The following is a 14419-nucleotide window of genomic DNA, read 5'->3' as shown; positions in this document are numbered from 1 at the left end:
GCGACCATGGCGACGGCGGTGACCACGGCGACGGCGGCGATCATGGCGATGGCGGTGACCACGGCGACGGCAGCGACCATGGCGACGCGGGAGGACAGGACGGCGGGCACGGCGGACATGGCAGCGGCGCGCTGCCTTTGCCGACCACCCCAGATGAGATAGAGGCATATGTTGCCGCCATTCGTGCGGGCACCGAGGTGCATGTCCACGACCCCGACAGCCCGATGGCGGGCGAGCATGGCGCCGTCATGGATCTCGTCTCCCCGGCAGAGACCACCCATATCGCCATCAATCACGGCAGCTGGTTCAACCCGGATAACTGGCACAACGGCGAAATCCCCGGAGACGATGCAAAAGTCATCATCCCGGACGGCGTCTATATGGAATACGATCAGGTCAGCGATGCGCGGCTCTTTACCCTGCGGGTTGACGGAAACCTTGATTTCGCCACCGACCAGAACTCGCAGATGATTGTCGATACCTTCGTGGTCTCTCCAACCGGCTCCCTGACCATCGGGACCGAAGACACCCCGGTTGATCCGAATGTGGATGTGGACATCATCTTTGCCAACAATGGCGACATCGACGTCAACTGGGACCCCGACCTGCTGAGCCGCGGCATTATTTCCCATGGCGAGGTACAGATCCACGGGGCCGAGAAGGATTCCCACGACAAGGTGACCGACGACCCGATGGCCGGGGACACCCATGTCACCTTTGCCGAAGCGCCCGAAGGCTGGCAGGTCGGCGACACCATCGTCATCGCCGGTACCCACTATGACGGGCACCGCCGCGAAAACGGCGAAATGACCCATAACGAGCCCGAAGACGAAGTGCGGATCATCTCCGCCATCGAAGGCAACAAGGTCCATTTCGACGACCCGCTCGTGCATGACCACGACACGCCGCGCGATGACCTGCACACCTCGGTGGCCAATTACACCCGCAATGTGTCCTTCTCCACCGAAGATCCCGACAGCGCCGAGATCCATGAACGCGGCCACGCCATGTTCATGCATTCCGACGACGTGGATATCCGCTATGCCGAATTCCACGAACTGGGCCGTACGGATAAATCGGAAAGTGCCCGGGACGCCTCTGATTTCGCGAACATCGAGGCAGACAGCAACGTCAAGGGCCGCTACGGGCTGCACCTGCACCGCCTGGGCGTCGACGATGTGGACAACCCGGCCATCGTTCAGGGCAACGCCGTTTACGGATCGCCCGGTTGGGGGTTTGTGCACCACGACAGCAACGCCATTCTGGACAACAATGCCTCCTATGACACGTTTGGCGCGGGCTTCGTCTCTGAAACCGGCAATGAGATCGGCGCCTGGACCGACAACATCGCGATTTTCGCCGAAGGGGCGAACTGGGCCGTGCCCAAGAATGCCCAAAGCTTCGACGATTTCCTCGAGTTTGATCTGGGCAAAGGCGGTGACGGGTTCTGGTTCCAGAGCCGGATGATCGCCTCCGAAGATAATATCGCAGCCAGCGTGAACACCGGGTTTGTCTATTTTCACCGCGGCCCGCTCAAGGATCTGATAAATTTCGACGCGGATGTCACGCCCCTGCCCGATATCTTTTACGGCGAGGATGATCTGCGCATGGATGATGTGCCGATCCTCTCCTTCTCGAACAATGAGACCTTTGCCGCCCGCGAGGGCCTGCACATCGTCAAGGCCAACCCCAATCAGGGTCACGACGTGCACAGCGTTCTGGAAGATTTCACCGCCTGGAGCGTGCGCTCGGGCGCGCATCTGGAATATACCGCGCATTATGTGATCAAGGATTTCGACCTGATCGCCCGCGACGACAGTGAAAGATTCAGCGAACCGGTGTCTGGGATCACCCTTGGCACCAACACCTCTGACATCACCATCGTGGATTCCTCCATCGAAGGGTTCCGCGAAGGCGTCAATCTTTCCAAAAGCTTCACACCCAACCTCAAGGCGGATCCGGATGAAACCCACGACTTCACCGTCATAAACACCAAGATCACCGGGCCCGGAAAGCTTTTCGAGAACTACGATCCGACCGAAGATGTGGTGCTCGACAACGCGCCCACGACAGCCTACACGCCGACGCTGACCTTCGATAAGCCGCTGGTCTTTGAGATCGGCAACAGCACAGGGAACCACCGTCTGGAACTCAATGGCACCAAGACCGACAGCCTGGGCAATACCGAGTTCCCGACCGGCACCGATTACTTCGACATCGATTTCTCGCAGATGCGCCACATCATGGAGACAGACGGGTTCTATTCAGATCCCGAGGGCAACAATTACTTTGTCGCCGATCTCTATTTCTCGGACCGGCTGACCGGGGATATCTACAAGCAGACCGAGCTGGTGCAATTTGGCGCAGGGGCACCTTCGAAATGGTTCACCTCCGACAGCACGGTCAAGAACGGGACCTACAGCCAGGACGACCTGCAAGCGCTGACCGCCCCCGCGGAACTGGTGGCGCGCCCCGTCGTGGTCACGGTCGAGCAGCAGGATGCCGCAGGGGCCACGGCGCCGACCGACCACACCCATGACATGGGGATGACGGATCACAGCTCCCATGCATCGATGGCATCGCCAGAGGCCAGCGCGGAGCTCTGGCAGTCTCTGACCGAAGGCTTCCCCGTCATAAGTGACGAAGAAGAGCCCCAGGAAGAAGCGCCCGACCCCGAATTGGAGACCGTTTAGGACGTAACCCGGATTTGAAAGCATAATCCGGGTTACGTCCGCAGGCCGGGGCAGGTAATTTGCCGGGAAAGCAAATGCACGGCGAGCCCAATGGTCTATTCTATCCAGTTCCTTCGGCATGTGGCGGCCTCCCTGGTCGTGATCTATCACGGGGTGATTTTTCTCGCCCCGCATATGACAGCCCATGCCGAAGCTGCGCAGCACCTGTCCAAAGTGGGCGCTGCGGGTGTACATATCTTCTTTGTTATCAGTGGCTTCGTCATGGTCTGGACGCAGGCGAACCAGTTCGGCAAGGCGGCCCCCTGGGGGTTCTTCAAACGGCGCGTGGCGCGGATCTATCCGCTCTACTGGATTCTCGCACTGATCAATGTCCCCATCCTGATGCTGATCGAGCGCCAGACCCCCGGCACCATCGCGGAATGGGTCGGGGCCTTCCTGCTCTGGCCCTCAGAGGCCAGCAAACTCATATTTGTGGGCTGGACCCTGACCTTCGAGATGCTTTTCTACGCCGTCTTTGCGCTCTGTCTGGCCTTGCAGCTGGGGCGCGTGGTGACCCTGATCGGGATGACGGTGATCTTTGCCGCGCTGGTCGCGGTGGGTCAGGTGATGCGGTTCGATAGTGTCTCGCTCTCCTTTGTCACCAATGTGCTGCTGATGGAATTTGTCGCCGGGGCCTGGATTGCGCAGCTGCTGATCCGGTTTCCCACCCTGCCCCGCTGGCTCGGCTGGGCTGCCGTGGGGCTCGGGACGGCGGGTTTTGCGCTCTCTGTGGTGATTGGCTACAACGCCCTGCCCAGCGTTATCATCTGGGGCCTGCCGAGCATCTTTCTGGTGCTGGGGCTGCCGATTCTGGAACAGCGCGGCGTGGGCGCGCGGTTCTTTCCGCGCTTTGCAACCGCGGGGGACGCTTCTTATGCGCTCTATCTGGTGCATCCGGTGGTGATGTCGCCCCTGGCCTATATGCTGCCCAATGACGTGATGTTCGGGCTGGGGCCGATGCTGGCAATCCTGCTTGTCACCTATGGCGCGCTCTACTGGATCTCCGTGAGGATCAACCAGCGCGTTGAAAAGCCCCTCTTGCGGGTCACGCAGCGCCAGACCGCAAGACACCCCCCCGCAGAGGGGGTAAGGCCTAGCGGCTGAAAAGCTGCTTGAGCTTGCCTGCTTCGGTCCTGGTGTCGAACTCTGCGGCGATCTTGGCAGGCCCCGCGCGCCCCATGGCCGCGCGGCCTGCGTCATCCTCCAAAAGGGCCCTGAGCGCCGCTGTAAGCCCCGCCTGATCCCCGGGGGACACCAGACGGCCGTGGACCCCATCCTCGACCAGCTCTGCCACGCCAGCGATGCGTGTGGTAAGGACGGGGGTCGCACTGGCCAGCGCCTCCATCAGCACCACGGGCAGCCCCTCGGCAAAGCTGGCCAGCACGAAGAGATCCGCGCGCGCCATGTGGCCCGCGACCTGCTGCTGCGTCTGGTAGCCGGTAAAACGGACGATATCGCCCAGCCCCAGTGCTGCGGCCTGCGCCACCAGCGCCGACTGTTCCGGCCCGTCCCCCACCAGCGTCGCGGTAAGCTGCGGAAAATCATCCCGCAGGGCGGCAAGGCTTTCCAGCAGCAGCGGGACCCCCTTCACCCCGGCCATCCGCCCGACAAAGAGCAGGTTGTGCGGCTGTTTTGGGCTTTCGGCGTCGTACTTGTCGCTGTCCAGCGCACAATGGATGATATGGAATTTGTCCCAATCCGACTTGTCAGAAAACAGCATCAGCTGGCTGCGGCAGAAATGACTGATGCAGGCCACAAAGGCCGCGCGCTTGAGCTTTTCCGCCAGTCCCAGACGGTGCACATCGAAAAACTCCGTGGGGCCATGCATGGTGAAGCTGAAAGACATGTCGCAGATCTCGGCCGCCAGCATGCCCACCGTGCAGCCCGCATTGGCGAAATGCACATGCAGATGCCCCACCCCGTCGCGCTGCATCCGGGCGGCCAGCACGCCCGCTTCGGCAAAATAGGCCAGATGGTAGACCAATGCCTTTACCCCTGCGGGCCGGACCCGCAGCGCCAGCGCCAGCGCCTTCAGATACCGCCCCGGCGCGCGGGCCAGAAGCCGGGCGTGGGCCGTCAGCAGCGCCAGCGGCGATTTCAGCTTGGGAAAGATATAAAAGCTCCGCGCATGCTCTTGCTGCTCTGCCGTGCCGGTCAGACCACTGGGCGCCGGTTCGCGGATGGAATAGGTGCGCACATCGACCCCGTGATGGCGCAGCCCTTCGATCTCGCGCTGGATAAAGGTATGCGACACCGCCGGGTATTCGCTGATCAGATAGCCTGTCACGGGGATCACGGGGATCACGGGGGTTACGGGGGGCATGAGCCTGGCCTCTCTCAGCGCGCGGTGCTGACATAAGGGTGCCGCCACCACATCAGCTTGCCCCGGCCCGCCGCACTGCGCGCCAGATTCACCGGGGCCGATTTCGCCCCTATTAGAGCCTGAAACTGCCCGATAGAGCCGAATATTCCCACTTGCGCCGCTCCGATCGCCATCCATTTTCCCAACCGCAGGAACCGCGCAGGCCCCTGCGCGCCGCTCTCGACCACACAGCGCAGCATGCCGCCCAGATATTTGCGTTCCTGGATGAAGGCAAGCGTGCTGCGGCCCGCAGGCACCTGTTCATAAACCACCGCCTCGGCGATCCAGTAAAACGGCAGACCGCGGTCTTCGGCCAGATGGCGCAGCAGCCAGACATCCTCTCCCCCGCCGTTGAAATGCGTATCGAACGGAGGGCTGTCAAAGCACAGCCTGCTGTCGAACATCGAATTGCCGGTGCCCAGATAGGCGCGCTTGCCGCTGATCTCGGCCCCGTCGGGGTCCGGCAGAATGCGGCTGAACATGTCGCGCAGGATCGGGGCGAGATCTTCGGGTGGTGGGCTGGTGAATTGAGCCTGTACCGGCCCGAAGCAGACCGGGTCCCCGGCCTGCGCGCGCGCCAGGAAGGCGGCAAGCCACCCCTGCCCCGGCATCTCGTCGTCATCCAGAAAGAGGATAAAGCGCCCCCGTGCCTGCATCACCCCGGTATTGCGGGCATGGGCGACGCCGGGACGCGGCTCTGCGATATAGCGAAAGGCGGCGTCCTCGGGCACCGCACTGCGCGCCGAACCTGCGCTATCATTGTCGACGATGACCACCTCGACCGACCCGTCGCTAGGCAACTGGGCGGTCAGCTCTGACAGGATATCACGCAGAAAGTCAGGCCTGCGGAATGTCGGGATAACAATCGAGATCAGATGCGACATAAGAGGTTACGGAGCCACCCCGGATGTGTCGATCTCTACCGTGCCCAGCCGGGACGCCACGCCATCAAAAACCGAAAAGCTGAGGGTGAGACGTCCGCGCTGCACGCCTGCGGGGTCAAAGACAACCCCTTCGTCCGCATGGCGCAGGGCCCGCGCCGGGCCCCGAAGCGGGGCTGCCAGCAGCTGGTCCGCGTTATCAGGGTCTGTTACAGGCCAATCAAGGGGAACAGGCGTGTTCTCCGTCAGGGTGATCTGCTCCGGCAGGATCTCCGGCGGGCTGTTCTCTGCTGTCGCGAAAGCGCCCTGGGACAAGCGGTAAAAGGATCCCGCATAAACCTCTGCCAGCCCCTGCGCGCGGGCCATATACCACGCGCCGGCAACAGGGCCGGGGTCGGTGAAGGCGCCCCCTGTCAGCAGATCCCCCCCCGCCAGAGCGCGATACGGCCCCGCGCGGGTCTCTGCCCGGTAGAGGATGACACCTTGCGCCGCCGCGGGCAGGGTCCAGCTCAGCTGCACAGCATGGCCCTCGGCACGGGCGCTGAAATCGCGCAGGGAACTTAAGGGAAAGGGCCGCAGCGTCGGATCCCCCAGCAGATTGACCCAGGTGGGGTTGATCCAGTCATAGCGGCCCGTGGGCACATATTCCCGCGTGTCCGGCATCCCCCGGGACCGCTCGCCGTTGTTGACCGTGCGCAGATGCGCCGCGCCAATGCTTTCGCCCAGGGCCATGGTGTGCAACTGCCACGCCGGGCGGCCGCCCCAGGCCGAGGTCAGCGGGTACCACGGCTGCGCCAGCAAGGCTGTCATCGGGTTGTCGCGCCCGGCAAACATATGCTTGCCGCTGCCGAAATTGATCGTAAAGACCGCCTCGGACGGCGGCAGCGTCGCATATTCGCCGCCTTTCCAACTGCCAAAATCCACGCCGAAGAGGAACGGCCCCTGCCCCGTGGTGTCATGATGCCCGCCTGCCGTGACCGCATCAGGGCCCACGATATTGCGCAGCCCGTTTCGTTCGACAATCACATGCTTGTTCTGGCCATAGGCCTGCCGGGTATCCCCCAGCCTGCCGTGACGCCAATGGTGGTTTTTGTCGAAATAGGCTCTGAGAAGGGGAATTTCACCACCAAACGCCGGACCCAGGTTGGCAAAATCGATCCGGCCCACCTGCATCTTGATGTGATCTGCGGGCAGGCCCCCGGGGGCAAACTGCAGCTTTTTCTTGGCATCCTCGATCACCGGCCAGGCGCCTTCGGGATCGGCATAGAAAAGATCGGACGGCACCGCTTTGGGCTTGTGCCCATCGGGGAACACGTTGCCGGTATAGGCCACGGGTACATGACCCACCAGGATCAGCGCGTAGGAAGAGAACGGGTCTGACCAGTACCGCTCCGCGATCTGGGCGCGCAGGGCCTGCGCCTGGCGCACGGCCTCCCTGTCCTGTTTGCGACCCACCCCGCGCGGGGTCAGGAGACGCGCGACCTGCCAGCCATCCCCGATCAGGTCCAGCTCAAACCGATCGAGGTGCAGCGCCAGCGGCGTGGCAATCGTTTCATCGATGACAATCAGCGCGGTGCGCGCCTCTGACCTGTGAGGCACCTGATGCCCCGCGGCCCAATAGCCGATGTGGACCCCGTCCTGCCCTTGCAGCCGGACCTGGTATTCATAGGCCACCCCCGGTCGGATGTCGTCGTCCAGCAGGCGCGTCCCGGACAGAACACGGGGCGCAATGGGCTGCCATGTATCCAGCCCCCGGTCGTCCAGCGTACGCCGGAAAACGGCGGCACTGGTGTTTTTCACAGGCGCCCAGTTCAGCCCGATCTTGGTGCCATCGTCAGAGATCTGCCCATCCAGCGCCAGCGGCTGCGCAGGCTCTGCACCCGCCGCCACCCCAAGGCAGAGACAGGCCAGGGCCACCAGAAGCGCCCGGAGGGGGGGCCACGGGCTCATGCCGGCACGGCCCGGCGGCCCCTGTCCTTGAGCGACAGAAAGTAACGCTCATAGGTTCTGAAGCTGATCTCTGCGATGAGGATCGAGAGGGCGACATAGATCGCCGTGATCACCAGCAGCTCGGCCAGGCCTTCCAGCCCCAGGCGGCTGCCGATTTCCATCCCGAAATGCAGCCCGATCAGATGATAGAGATAGAGCCCGTAGCTGATCTGCCCGAGGCGCGCGATGGGCCGCGCCCGGAGCACCCCCATCAGAGCATGATCCTCGCGCAGCACGATGCTCATCAGACAGAGCGCCATGGTCAGATGCATCAGAAAATCGGGCCACCCGCGCAACACGCCGGGCGTTTCATTCAGCACCACGCCGAGCGCCAGAAAGGTCACCACCGGCGTCCAGTAAAACCCGAACAGCCGGTAGCAGATCGCAAACCCCCTGGGGTTATGCAGCACGATGGCCAGCAGGGATCCGATCAGGATCGCGGAATACCCCGTGACGGAAAAGGTCCAGATCGCGTGTTCTGTCACGATCGGCCGCACCCCCAGAAATGCCAGAAGACCCGCCGCCGAGAGCACACAGACCGCGATCAGCCCGATCAGCACACTGGCGCGCGCATGCCCCTTGATCGGCAGAAACAGCAGCAGCATGGGCCAGATCAGGTAATACTGCTCTTCAACCGCCAGGCTCCAGGTCGGCTGCAGCAGGGGCAGATCGCCCACCAGAACATTGGACAGGAAGAGATAGTAATAGGGCAGCTTGGGCAGATATTCCGTCTCTCCCTTGACCCCGATCCACCAGACCGCGGCAAAGGTGACCACCAGAAAATAGACCGGCACGATCCGCAGGGTCCGCCGCCAGTAAAAGCCGCTGATCGAAAAGCTGCCCTTTCGCGCTTCTTCGCGCAGCAGCAACGTGGTGATCAGAAAGCCGCTGAGCACGAAAAAGAAGTTCACGCCGACAAAGCCGCGAAAGAAGATCTGCGCCGCCTCTTCAAAGACCCCGTGCAGCGGGCTGTGGTGCCAGAGCACGGCCATGACGCACAGGCACCGCAGCCCGTCGAGCGCGCCGAAAAAACGGACATTTCGGTAGGTTTCATAAGCAGCGGCAGGGTCGCGCATAAAGGTCCTGTTACGGTAAAATCACTCGTCAAATCATAGGTCGGGCACGGGGCAGAGGCGAGAAAGGATTTCGCGTGCGAAAATAAAGTCGTCAACTATCTGTTTCGAAACTGTTTATAACCGGAAATTTCGGGTCATATCCAGTAAAAAAATCACTGCGTCAAATCTGAGTGACACCATCTTTTCTTTATAATACAGATACTTATCCGGATTTTTTTCGCGTGCGAAAAATCAGCGCCGCGCCAGCCACTGCTCAAGCTGCGCAATGAGCTCTGGCGTGACCCCTGCCCCTTTGACCGTGACCTGGCCCCGCCCCACATGCAGCGCGAGATCAGCGCGCAGCTGCCGCACCTCCGTGGGCCCCTTGGGCGCGCTGCTTTTGAGGCTGCGCTCCAGGATCATCCGCTCCTGCTCGGCATCCCGGTCAGGCGCGCGGCGCAAGGCCGCCTTCAGGCGCGGGGCAAACCCCGCATCCGCCTGCAGCGCCTTGGAGAGCGCCAGCCCCAGCTTTTCTGGAATGGCCGCGGGGAACGCCAGCGCGGGGCCCAGATCCGCATGCACCCGCAAGAAGCTTGCGATCTTCGAGCGTTTGGCGGCAGGCGCATTGGCAAAAAGTGCGGCCACGGCCCGGGCCGGGGTCGGGTAGACGCCGATCCGGGCCGCCTCAGCCGCCAGCCGGGCCCGTTCATAGAACGACAGATTGGCGCGTATCTCGTTTTCCTCGACCATGGCGGTATAGCTGGCGGCAGCTCCCTCCAGCGGTTTGATGAGTGCCAGCACCTGCGCAAAGCGCGCCTCGCCGGTTTCCTCAAAGAGCCCCTGCAGCGCACTCAGCCGCCGATGACCCGAGATCAGCCCATATGTCTCGTCACCCAGTTCGACGACCTCCACCGGGGTCTGCTGGCCCCGCGCCACGAGCGAGGCCTTGAGCGCGGCCATTTCCGCGTCGTCCTGCACAAGACGGTCGCGGATCAGGTGGTCTGCGGCGATTGCCTGCAGGGGCAGGGCCTGCACAAGCCGCCCTGTCGCCCGCGCGGTCTGCATTTCACCCGCCAGATCCTGCAGGGCGGCCGTGGCAGCAGCGTCTCCGGCCACGTGGGCAATGGGTGCGCGGCGCGGCGTGGCGGTCTTGGGGGTCACGGGGGCCATGCCGGTCAGCGCCGCAGAGGTCAGTCGTTTGCGTTTTGCCATAGAAGTCTTCCTTCCCTGTGCCTGTCGTCAGCCCGCCTCGGAGAGCGTTTCCAGCTCCTCCCGCCGCCAGATGCCCAGCAACAGGGTCTTGAACGCGGCATAGGTCTCGTCAAAGGTGGCGCGCCCGCGGGTATAGGTCTCGCGGTTGAAATCCCGGTAATCGGCCTCGTAGATCCCGTTCACACTTTCCCCCGCCTGCCCGATCAACGCGGTGAAATCCTGCCGGTAGGGCGAAAGGGTTCGTCCCAGATAAGCCTGGATGAGCCCGGCCATCTCGGCCTGCTGGCCACCGTCATAGCGGGTGATCACCGCGCGTACGGCATCCCATTCAAAGCCCATCTCGGGCCGTCCCAGCGCGCGCGCGGCGGTGTTTTCACCTTCTTCGATGGATTGAAAGGTGGAATGCAGCATGTCGAAAAACCGCCCCGTGGAATCAAATTCCAGAAACGACGCCCCCAGCGGGACCAGCAAGATCTCGGCCGCCGACAGCCCGTTGATCGTCAGATACCCCAGGGCAGGGGGGGTATCGACAAACACCAGATCGTATGCCTGCAACACCCCATCGTCCTGAAGCACATCGGTCAGCGCATCCCAGAGCTTCCAGCCCCGCGATTGCATGCGCCAGACCGGGATCTGAAACTCGGACCAGTAGAGGTTGAGCTGGGCCCCGATCAGATCGATGTTGGGCCAGTGGGTTTTCTGAATGATGTCCTGGGTCCGGACGGTCAGCGCTTCGGTCAGCGTGTCATCCAGCGGCAAGGGGGCCTCTCCCCGGTCCAGACGGCGCTGATTGTCTGCCTGCAGCGTGTGGGCGTAATGGCGCGCCAGCAGCGGAAACACGGTCTGCCATTCGTCTTCGACCTTGCCGCCGAAGATTGACGTCATGGAGCCCTGGCTGTCGAGATCTATCATCAGCACCTTATAGCCATCGAGGGCCGCTGACATCGCCAGATGGGCACAGGTCGATGTCTTGCCGACCCCGCCTTTGAAATTTGCCACGGCCACGATCTTGGCTGCTGCATTTTTGGGCCGGTACGGTTGATAGTCCTTGGATTTTGAACCTTCAGCAGCAAAGAAAGCCCGCAGCCGCAGCACCTCATCAAGGGTAAACCACTTGGCACCGCCGGCGGTTTCCGAGCGCCCCTGCGGCAGGCTTTCATTCTGGCGCAGCACCCGGCGGAAATGCGCAGGGGCCACCGGGATCAGGTACTTCGTGATCTCCCAGGTGGAAAACAGTCGCAGGGATTTCGAGCCTTTTGCATCAAGCCCGCGCCCGGCCAGGTCATTGCGGCCCTGGGTGCAGGCCTGTGCAATCTCGGCAAAGCCCGCGGTGCCTGTGGGGGGGGCAAGTTGCCTTAACGCCTCATCAGGGGATATATTGAAATAAGGGGGGGGTTCGCTGCTGCTCATTTTCTGGTTTCCTTGGCTCTTCTGGCCTCATGTAACATGATTTCTCAGAAGTATCACGAAACATGTCACATGGAAAGAAGTCCGCGATAAACCTTGCCGTTCCCAGGGTTTTCGCTGATTTTACCCGGTTTTTGCAGGGGTAAATAAAAAAAGACGCTGTTAGAATCCTGTTATTATAGGTTACGGGTCTGATGGGGTTTCTCTAATTTCATGTGATTAAAGGGATAAATGGCCTTTGTCAGCGTACAAGCGACTCTGATCCCCCGAAAGAATGATTCCAAAACCACGGTGAGGCGACTCTGATCCCCCGATCATCCCCTCTCGACAGGTTGCCTGTGGATAACTACGCTGGGTGTCAATGAAACGACGAATCCCATCCGCCTCCAAGACAGGTGGAAAAACCGGGATCGACCCGAAGAGCAGGACAGTACAATGGACGCCAGACAGGTGGCACAGGCGGGCGCGGGGCCGCAGGATTTTTTTGTCTGCGATTTTCTCGGCGCTGTGCCCAAACATGATCTGGCCAGCATGGAGCATCCGGTGTTTTCGCTCTCCACCCGGCCGGACCGGCGTATTCTGAACTACAGTCACAACGACACCGACATCACCATCACCCCATCGGTCAAGGGTCGGGCCACGATCTTTGATGCGGATATCCTGATCTTTTGCATTTCGCAGCTGATGGCGGGACTGAATGCCGGTCGGCCGGTGTCGCGCACCCTGACGCTGACCGCTCATGACCTGCTGCTGGCGACCCGGCGCGAGACCTCCGGCGACAGCTACCGCCGCCTGCGCGATGCTTTTGAGCGGCTGGCCGGCACCCGGATCACCACCAATATCACCACCGGCGAGCGCGAGGTCACCTCCGGCTTTGGCCTGATCGAAGCCTGGGAGATCGTGCGCAAGACCCGCGCGGGCCGGATGGTCAGCGTTTCGGTGACCCTGTCGGAGTGGCTCTATCAGGCGGTGCTGTCGAAATCGGTGCTGACGCTGAACCGCGCCTATTTTTCCCTGCGCAAACCGCTGGAGCGGCGGCTTTACGAATTGGCGCGCAAACACTGTGGCCGCCAGCCGACCTGGCGTGTGTCCGTCGAGACATTGTGCAAGAAATCCGGCTCCAATTCGCCGCGGCGGGTGTTCCGGGCGATGATCCGCGAGATCATCAAGGCCGACAGCCTGCCCGATTATGACCTGACCGAAGAGCCGGGCGATATCATCCGCATCTCGCCGCGCCGTCTGATCGAGGCGCCGGGGCAGGGGCCGCAGATCTCGGCCGCGGCCATCGAGGCGGCGCGCGCGCTGGCCCCGCAGGCGGATGTCTATGCGCTGGAGGCACAGTGGCGCGCCTGGTGGGCCCAATCCGGCCGGACGCGGCTCAGCGCGCCGGACAAGGCCTTTCTGGGCTGGGTGCGCAAGCAGCAGGTCTAGAGGGTCTGAGGGTGCGCCCTGTCCGCGGCGATGGCACCTGCGGCCAGCAGGGCCGGGAAGTAGAAAAACGCGTTCAGAAAAGAGTCTAACAGGGCAAAAATCACGATCAGCGCCAGCGGCAGCGCGGCAGAAGACCCCACCCAGGCAGGCATGCGGCGCAGGTGGTAGAGCCCGCGTCCGGCCAGGGCCAGCAACGTGCCATAGCAGAGCAGAAACCCGATCAGCCCGAACTGTCCGATCAGGAGCAGCCAAAGCCCCCAGGGCCGGCTGTCGGAGGGCCGCCACCAATCCCAGAGGCCGGTGCCCTGGAGAAAGACCTCCTGCGCGATCTCCAGCGATTTGAGATCCGCCGAGATCCGCCATAGAAAAGAGCCGCGCCCCACCGTGCGGAAGCCCTCAAGGAGGGTTTGCCCGATGGCTGTTTGCCGGGCGATATATTCCAGCGGCACCACGCCGCTCAGATGCAGGGCGGCCAGAAGCCCCAGCGCGCCGAACCCGGCCATCAGCAGCAGCCCGGTAAGCCGTCGCCCCCAGCCCGCCAGAATGGCCCCCCCCGCGATCAGCGACAAAAGCGCCCCGATCGATTGGGCCGCACAGGCGATCGCAAGGGTCAGCAGGGCGAGGAAAAGCCAGCGCCTGCCGCTCCCGGTCTGCCGGTATGTCACCGCACCCCACAAAGCGGCCAGCGCCGAGAGCGCCACCCAGATGCCGTATTGATTGCCGTGCTCAAAAAGACCAACGGGCCGAAACCCCACATAGCGGGCCCAGCCATCGTCGCGAAAGGGGTGGGGGGTGTAGAGCACCTCGTAAAACCGCAATGTGCCGGTCCCTTCGAGCAGGGCAAAGGGCAGGCAGGCCGCCCCGGCCCCGGCACAGCCTTTCAGCAAGGCCACGCGCCCTGCGGTGTCCGAAAACCAGATCCGCCCCAAAAGCCAGGGCAGCCCCCAGCAGCCCGTCAGATAGGCTGCGGCAAGCGGGGCCTCTGGGCGCAGCGCCGTGCCGCTCAGCGCCAGCCCCAGCGGCCACAGGCACCAAAGCAGCACCGGCAGATCCCACCTGCAGGGTCGAAACCGTCCGACCGCCCGCCGGTCCGCCAGCATAGCCCCCGCCAGCGCGACCGCCGGCACCCCCCAGGCCTTGGACAGCAGCATGTCACCGGGCAGCGCCAGCCCGGTGATCCACCAGGCAAACCCGTCCGAGGGCTGCAGGGGCGGATAGGGCCCGACCGGCAGCACCAGCCAGCCCCCGAAAAAGACAATCAGGATGGCCAAACGCGTCTCCAGGCGCCAGAACAGCACGGCAGAGAGGGCAAGAAACGCGATGTAGGATGTGGTGATATCAACCATGGTT

Annotated in this window: 10 protein-coding genes; 3 read left to right on the top strand and 7 right to left on the bottom strand. The window is 62.8% G+C overall.

Annotated features, from left to right (window positions below; all coding sequences use genetic code 11):
• Both H7847_RS23030 and H7847_RS23025 read left to right on the top strand, forming a co-directional pair.
• The coding region (locus H7847_RS23030; protein WP_227271841.1) for a G8 domain-containing protein at window positions 1-2693 on the top strand (2693 nt) is incomplete at its 5' end.
• 90 nt (window positions 2694-2783) lie between these two features.
• The gene (locus tag H7847_RS23025) at window positions 2784-3836 is read left to right on the top strand and encodes an acyltransferase family protein (RefSeq protein WP_227271840.1); all 1053 of its coding nucleotides are present in this window, start codon (window positions 2784-2786) and stop codon (window positions 3834-3836) included.
• Here H7847_RS23025 and H7847_RS23020 read toward each other — a convergent pair.
• The 6 genes from H7847_RS23020 to H7847_RS22995 all read right to left on the bottom strand — a co-directional run bounded on the left by H7847_RS23020 (window position 3826) and on the right by H7847_RS22995 (window position 11641).
• Window positions 3826-5055: a glycosyltransferase gene (locus tag H7847_RS23020; protein WP_227271839.1), complete on the bottom strand. Its 1230-nt coding sequence runs from the start codon at window positions 5053-5055 to the stop codon at window positions 3826-3828. The two genes, H7847_RS23025 and H7847_RS23020, sit on opposite strands and share 11 nt — an antisense overlap.
• Window positions 5056-5069: 14 nt before the next feature.
• A complete protein-coding gene (locus H7847_RS23015) occupies window positions 5070-5978 on the bottom strand; it encodes a glycosyltransferase family 2 protein (protein ID WP_227271838.1) in 909 nt (302 codons plus the stop codon).
• 6 nt (window positions 5979-5984) lie between these two features.
• Window positions 5985-7925 (bottom strand): hypothetical protein, encoded by a 1941-nt coding sequence (locus H7847_RS23010; RefSeq protein WP_227271837.1) that lies wholly within the window; start codon window positions 7923-7925, stop codon window positions 5985-5987.
• Window positions 7922-9040 carry an acyltransferase family protein gene (locus tag H7847_RS23005; RefSeq protein WP_227271836.1) on the bottom strand — a complete coding sequence of 373 codons (1119 nt, stop codon included), beginning with the start codon at window positions 9038-9040 and terminating at the stop codon, window positions 7922-7924. The genes H7847_RS23010 and H7847_RS23005 overlap by 4 nt, the downstream gene beginning before the upstream one ends.
• Before the next feature lie 231 nt (window positions 9041-9271).
• Window positions 9272-10231, bottom strand: a complete 960-nt coding sequence (locus H7847_RS23000; protein ID WP_227271835.1) for a ParB/RepB/Spo0J family partition protein — start codon at window positions 10229-10231, stop codon at window positions 9272-9274.
• 27 nt (window positions 10232-10258) lie between these two features.
• The gene (locus tag H7847_RS22995; RefSeq protein WP_227271834.1) at window positions 10259-11641 is read right to left on the bottom strand and encodes an AAA family ATPase; all 1383 of its coding nucleotides are present in this window, start codon (window positions 11639-11641) and stop codon (window positions 10259-10261) included.
• A gap of 432 nt (window positions 11642-12073) precedes the next feature.
• On the opposite strand from H7847_RS22995, the gene H7847_RS22990 reads away from it, so the two are divergent.
• On the top strand, window positions 12074-13069 hold the full coding sequence (locus tag H7847_RS22990) for a replication initiator protein A (protein ID WP_227271833.1): 996 nt from the start codon (window positions 12074-12076) through the stop codon (window positions 13067-13069).
• Here H7847_RS22990 and H7847_RS22985 read toward each other — a convergent pair.
• On the bottom strand, window positions 13066-14415 hold the full coding sequence (locus tag H7847_RS22985) for a hypothetical protein (RefSeq protein WP_227271832.1): 1350 nt from the start codon (window positions 14413-14415) through the stop codon (window positions 13066-13068). The two genes, H7847_RS22990 and H7847_RS22985, sit on opposite strands and share 4 nt — an antisense overlap.
• Window positions 14416-14419 lie beyond the last annotated feature (4 nt).

It is taken from the genome of Roseobacter weihaiensis (assembly GCF_020622345.1).
Taxonomy (GTDB): Bacteria; Pseudomonadota; Alphaproteobacteria; order Rhodobacterales; family Rhodobacteraceae; genus Roseobacter; species Roseobacter weihaiensis.
Note: the sequence above shows the minus strand (reverse complement) of the source record. Positions and strands in the feature narration are given on the sequence as shown.

Bases quoted from the DNA above. Each gene is read 5' to 3' on its own strand.
- H7847_RS23025 (WP_227271840.1), top strand. From the start codon at position 2,784: ATGGTCTATTCTATCCAGTTCCTTCGGCATGTGGCGGCCTCCCTGGTC.
- H7847_RS23020 (WP_227271839.1), bottom strand. From the start codon at position 5,055: ATGCCCCCCGTAACCCCCGTGATCCCCGTGATCCCCGTGACAGGCTAT.
- H7847_RS23015 (WP_227271838.1), bottom strand. From the start codon at position 5,978: ATGTCGCATCTGATCTCGATTGTTATCCCGACATTCCGCAGGCCTGAC.
- H7847_RS23010 (WP_227271837.1), bottom strand. From the start codon at position 7,925: ATGAGCCCGTGGCCCCCCCTCCGGGCGCTTCTGGTGGCCCTGGCCTGT.
- H7847_RS23005 (WP_227271836.1), bottom strand. From the start codon at position 9,040: ATGCGCGACCCTGCCGCTGCTTATGAAACCTACCGAAATGTCCGTTTT.
- H7847_RS23000 (WP_227271835.1), bottom strand. From the start codon at position 10,231: ATGGCAAAACGCAAACGACTGACCTCTGCGGCGCTGACCGGCATGGCC.
- H7847_RS22995 (WP_227271834.1), bottom strand. From the start codon at position 11,641: ATGAGCAGCAGCGAACCCCCCCCTTATTTCAATATATCCCCTGATGAG.
- H7847_RS22990 (WP_227271833.1), top strand. From the start codon at position 12,074: ATGGACGCCAGACAGGTGGCACAGGCGGGCGCGGGGCCGCAGGATTTT.
- H7847_RS22985 (WP_227271832.1), bottom strand. From the start codon at position 14,415: ATGGTTGATATCACCACATCCTACATCGCGTTTCTTGCCCTCTCTGCC.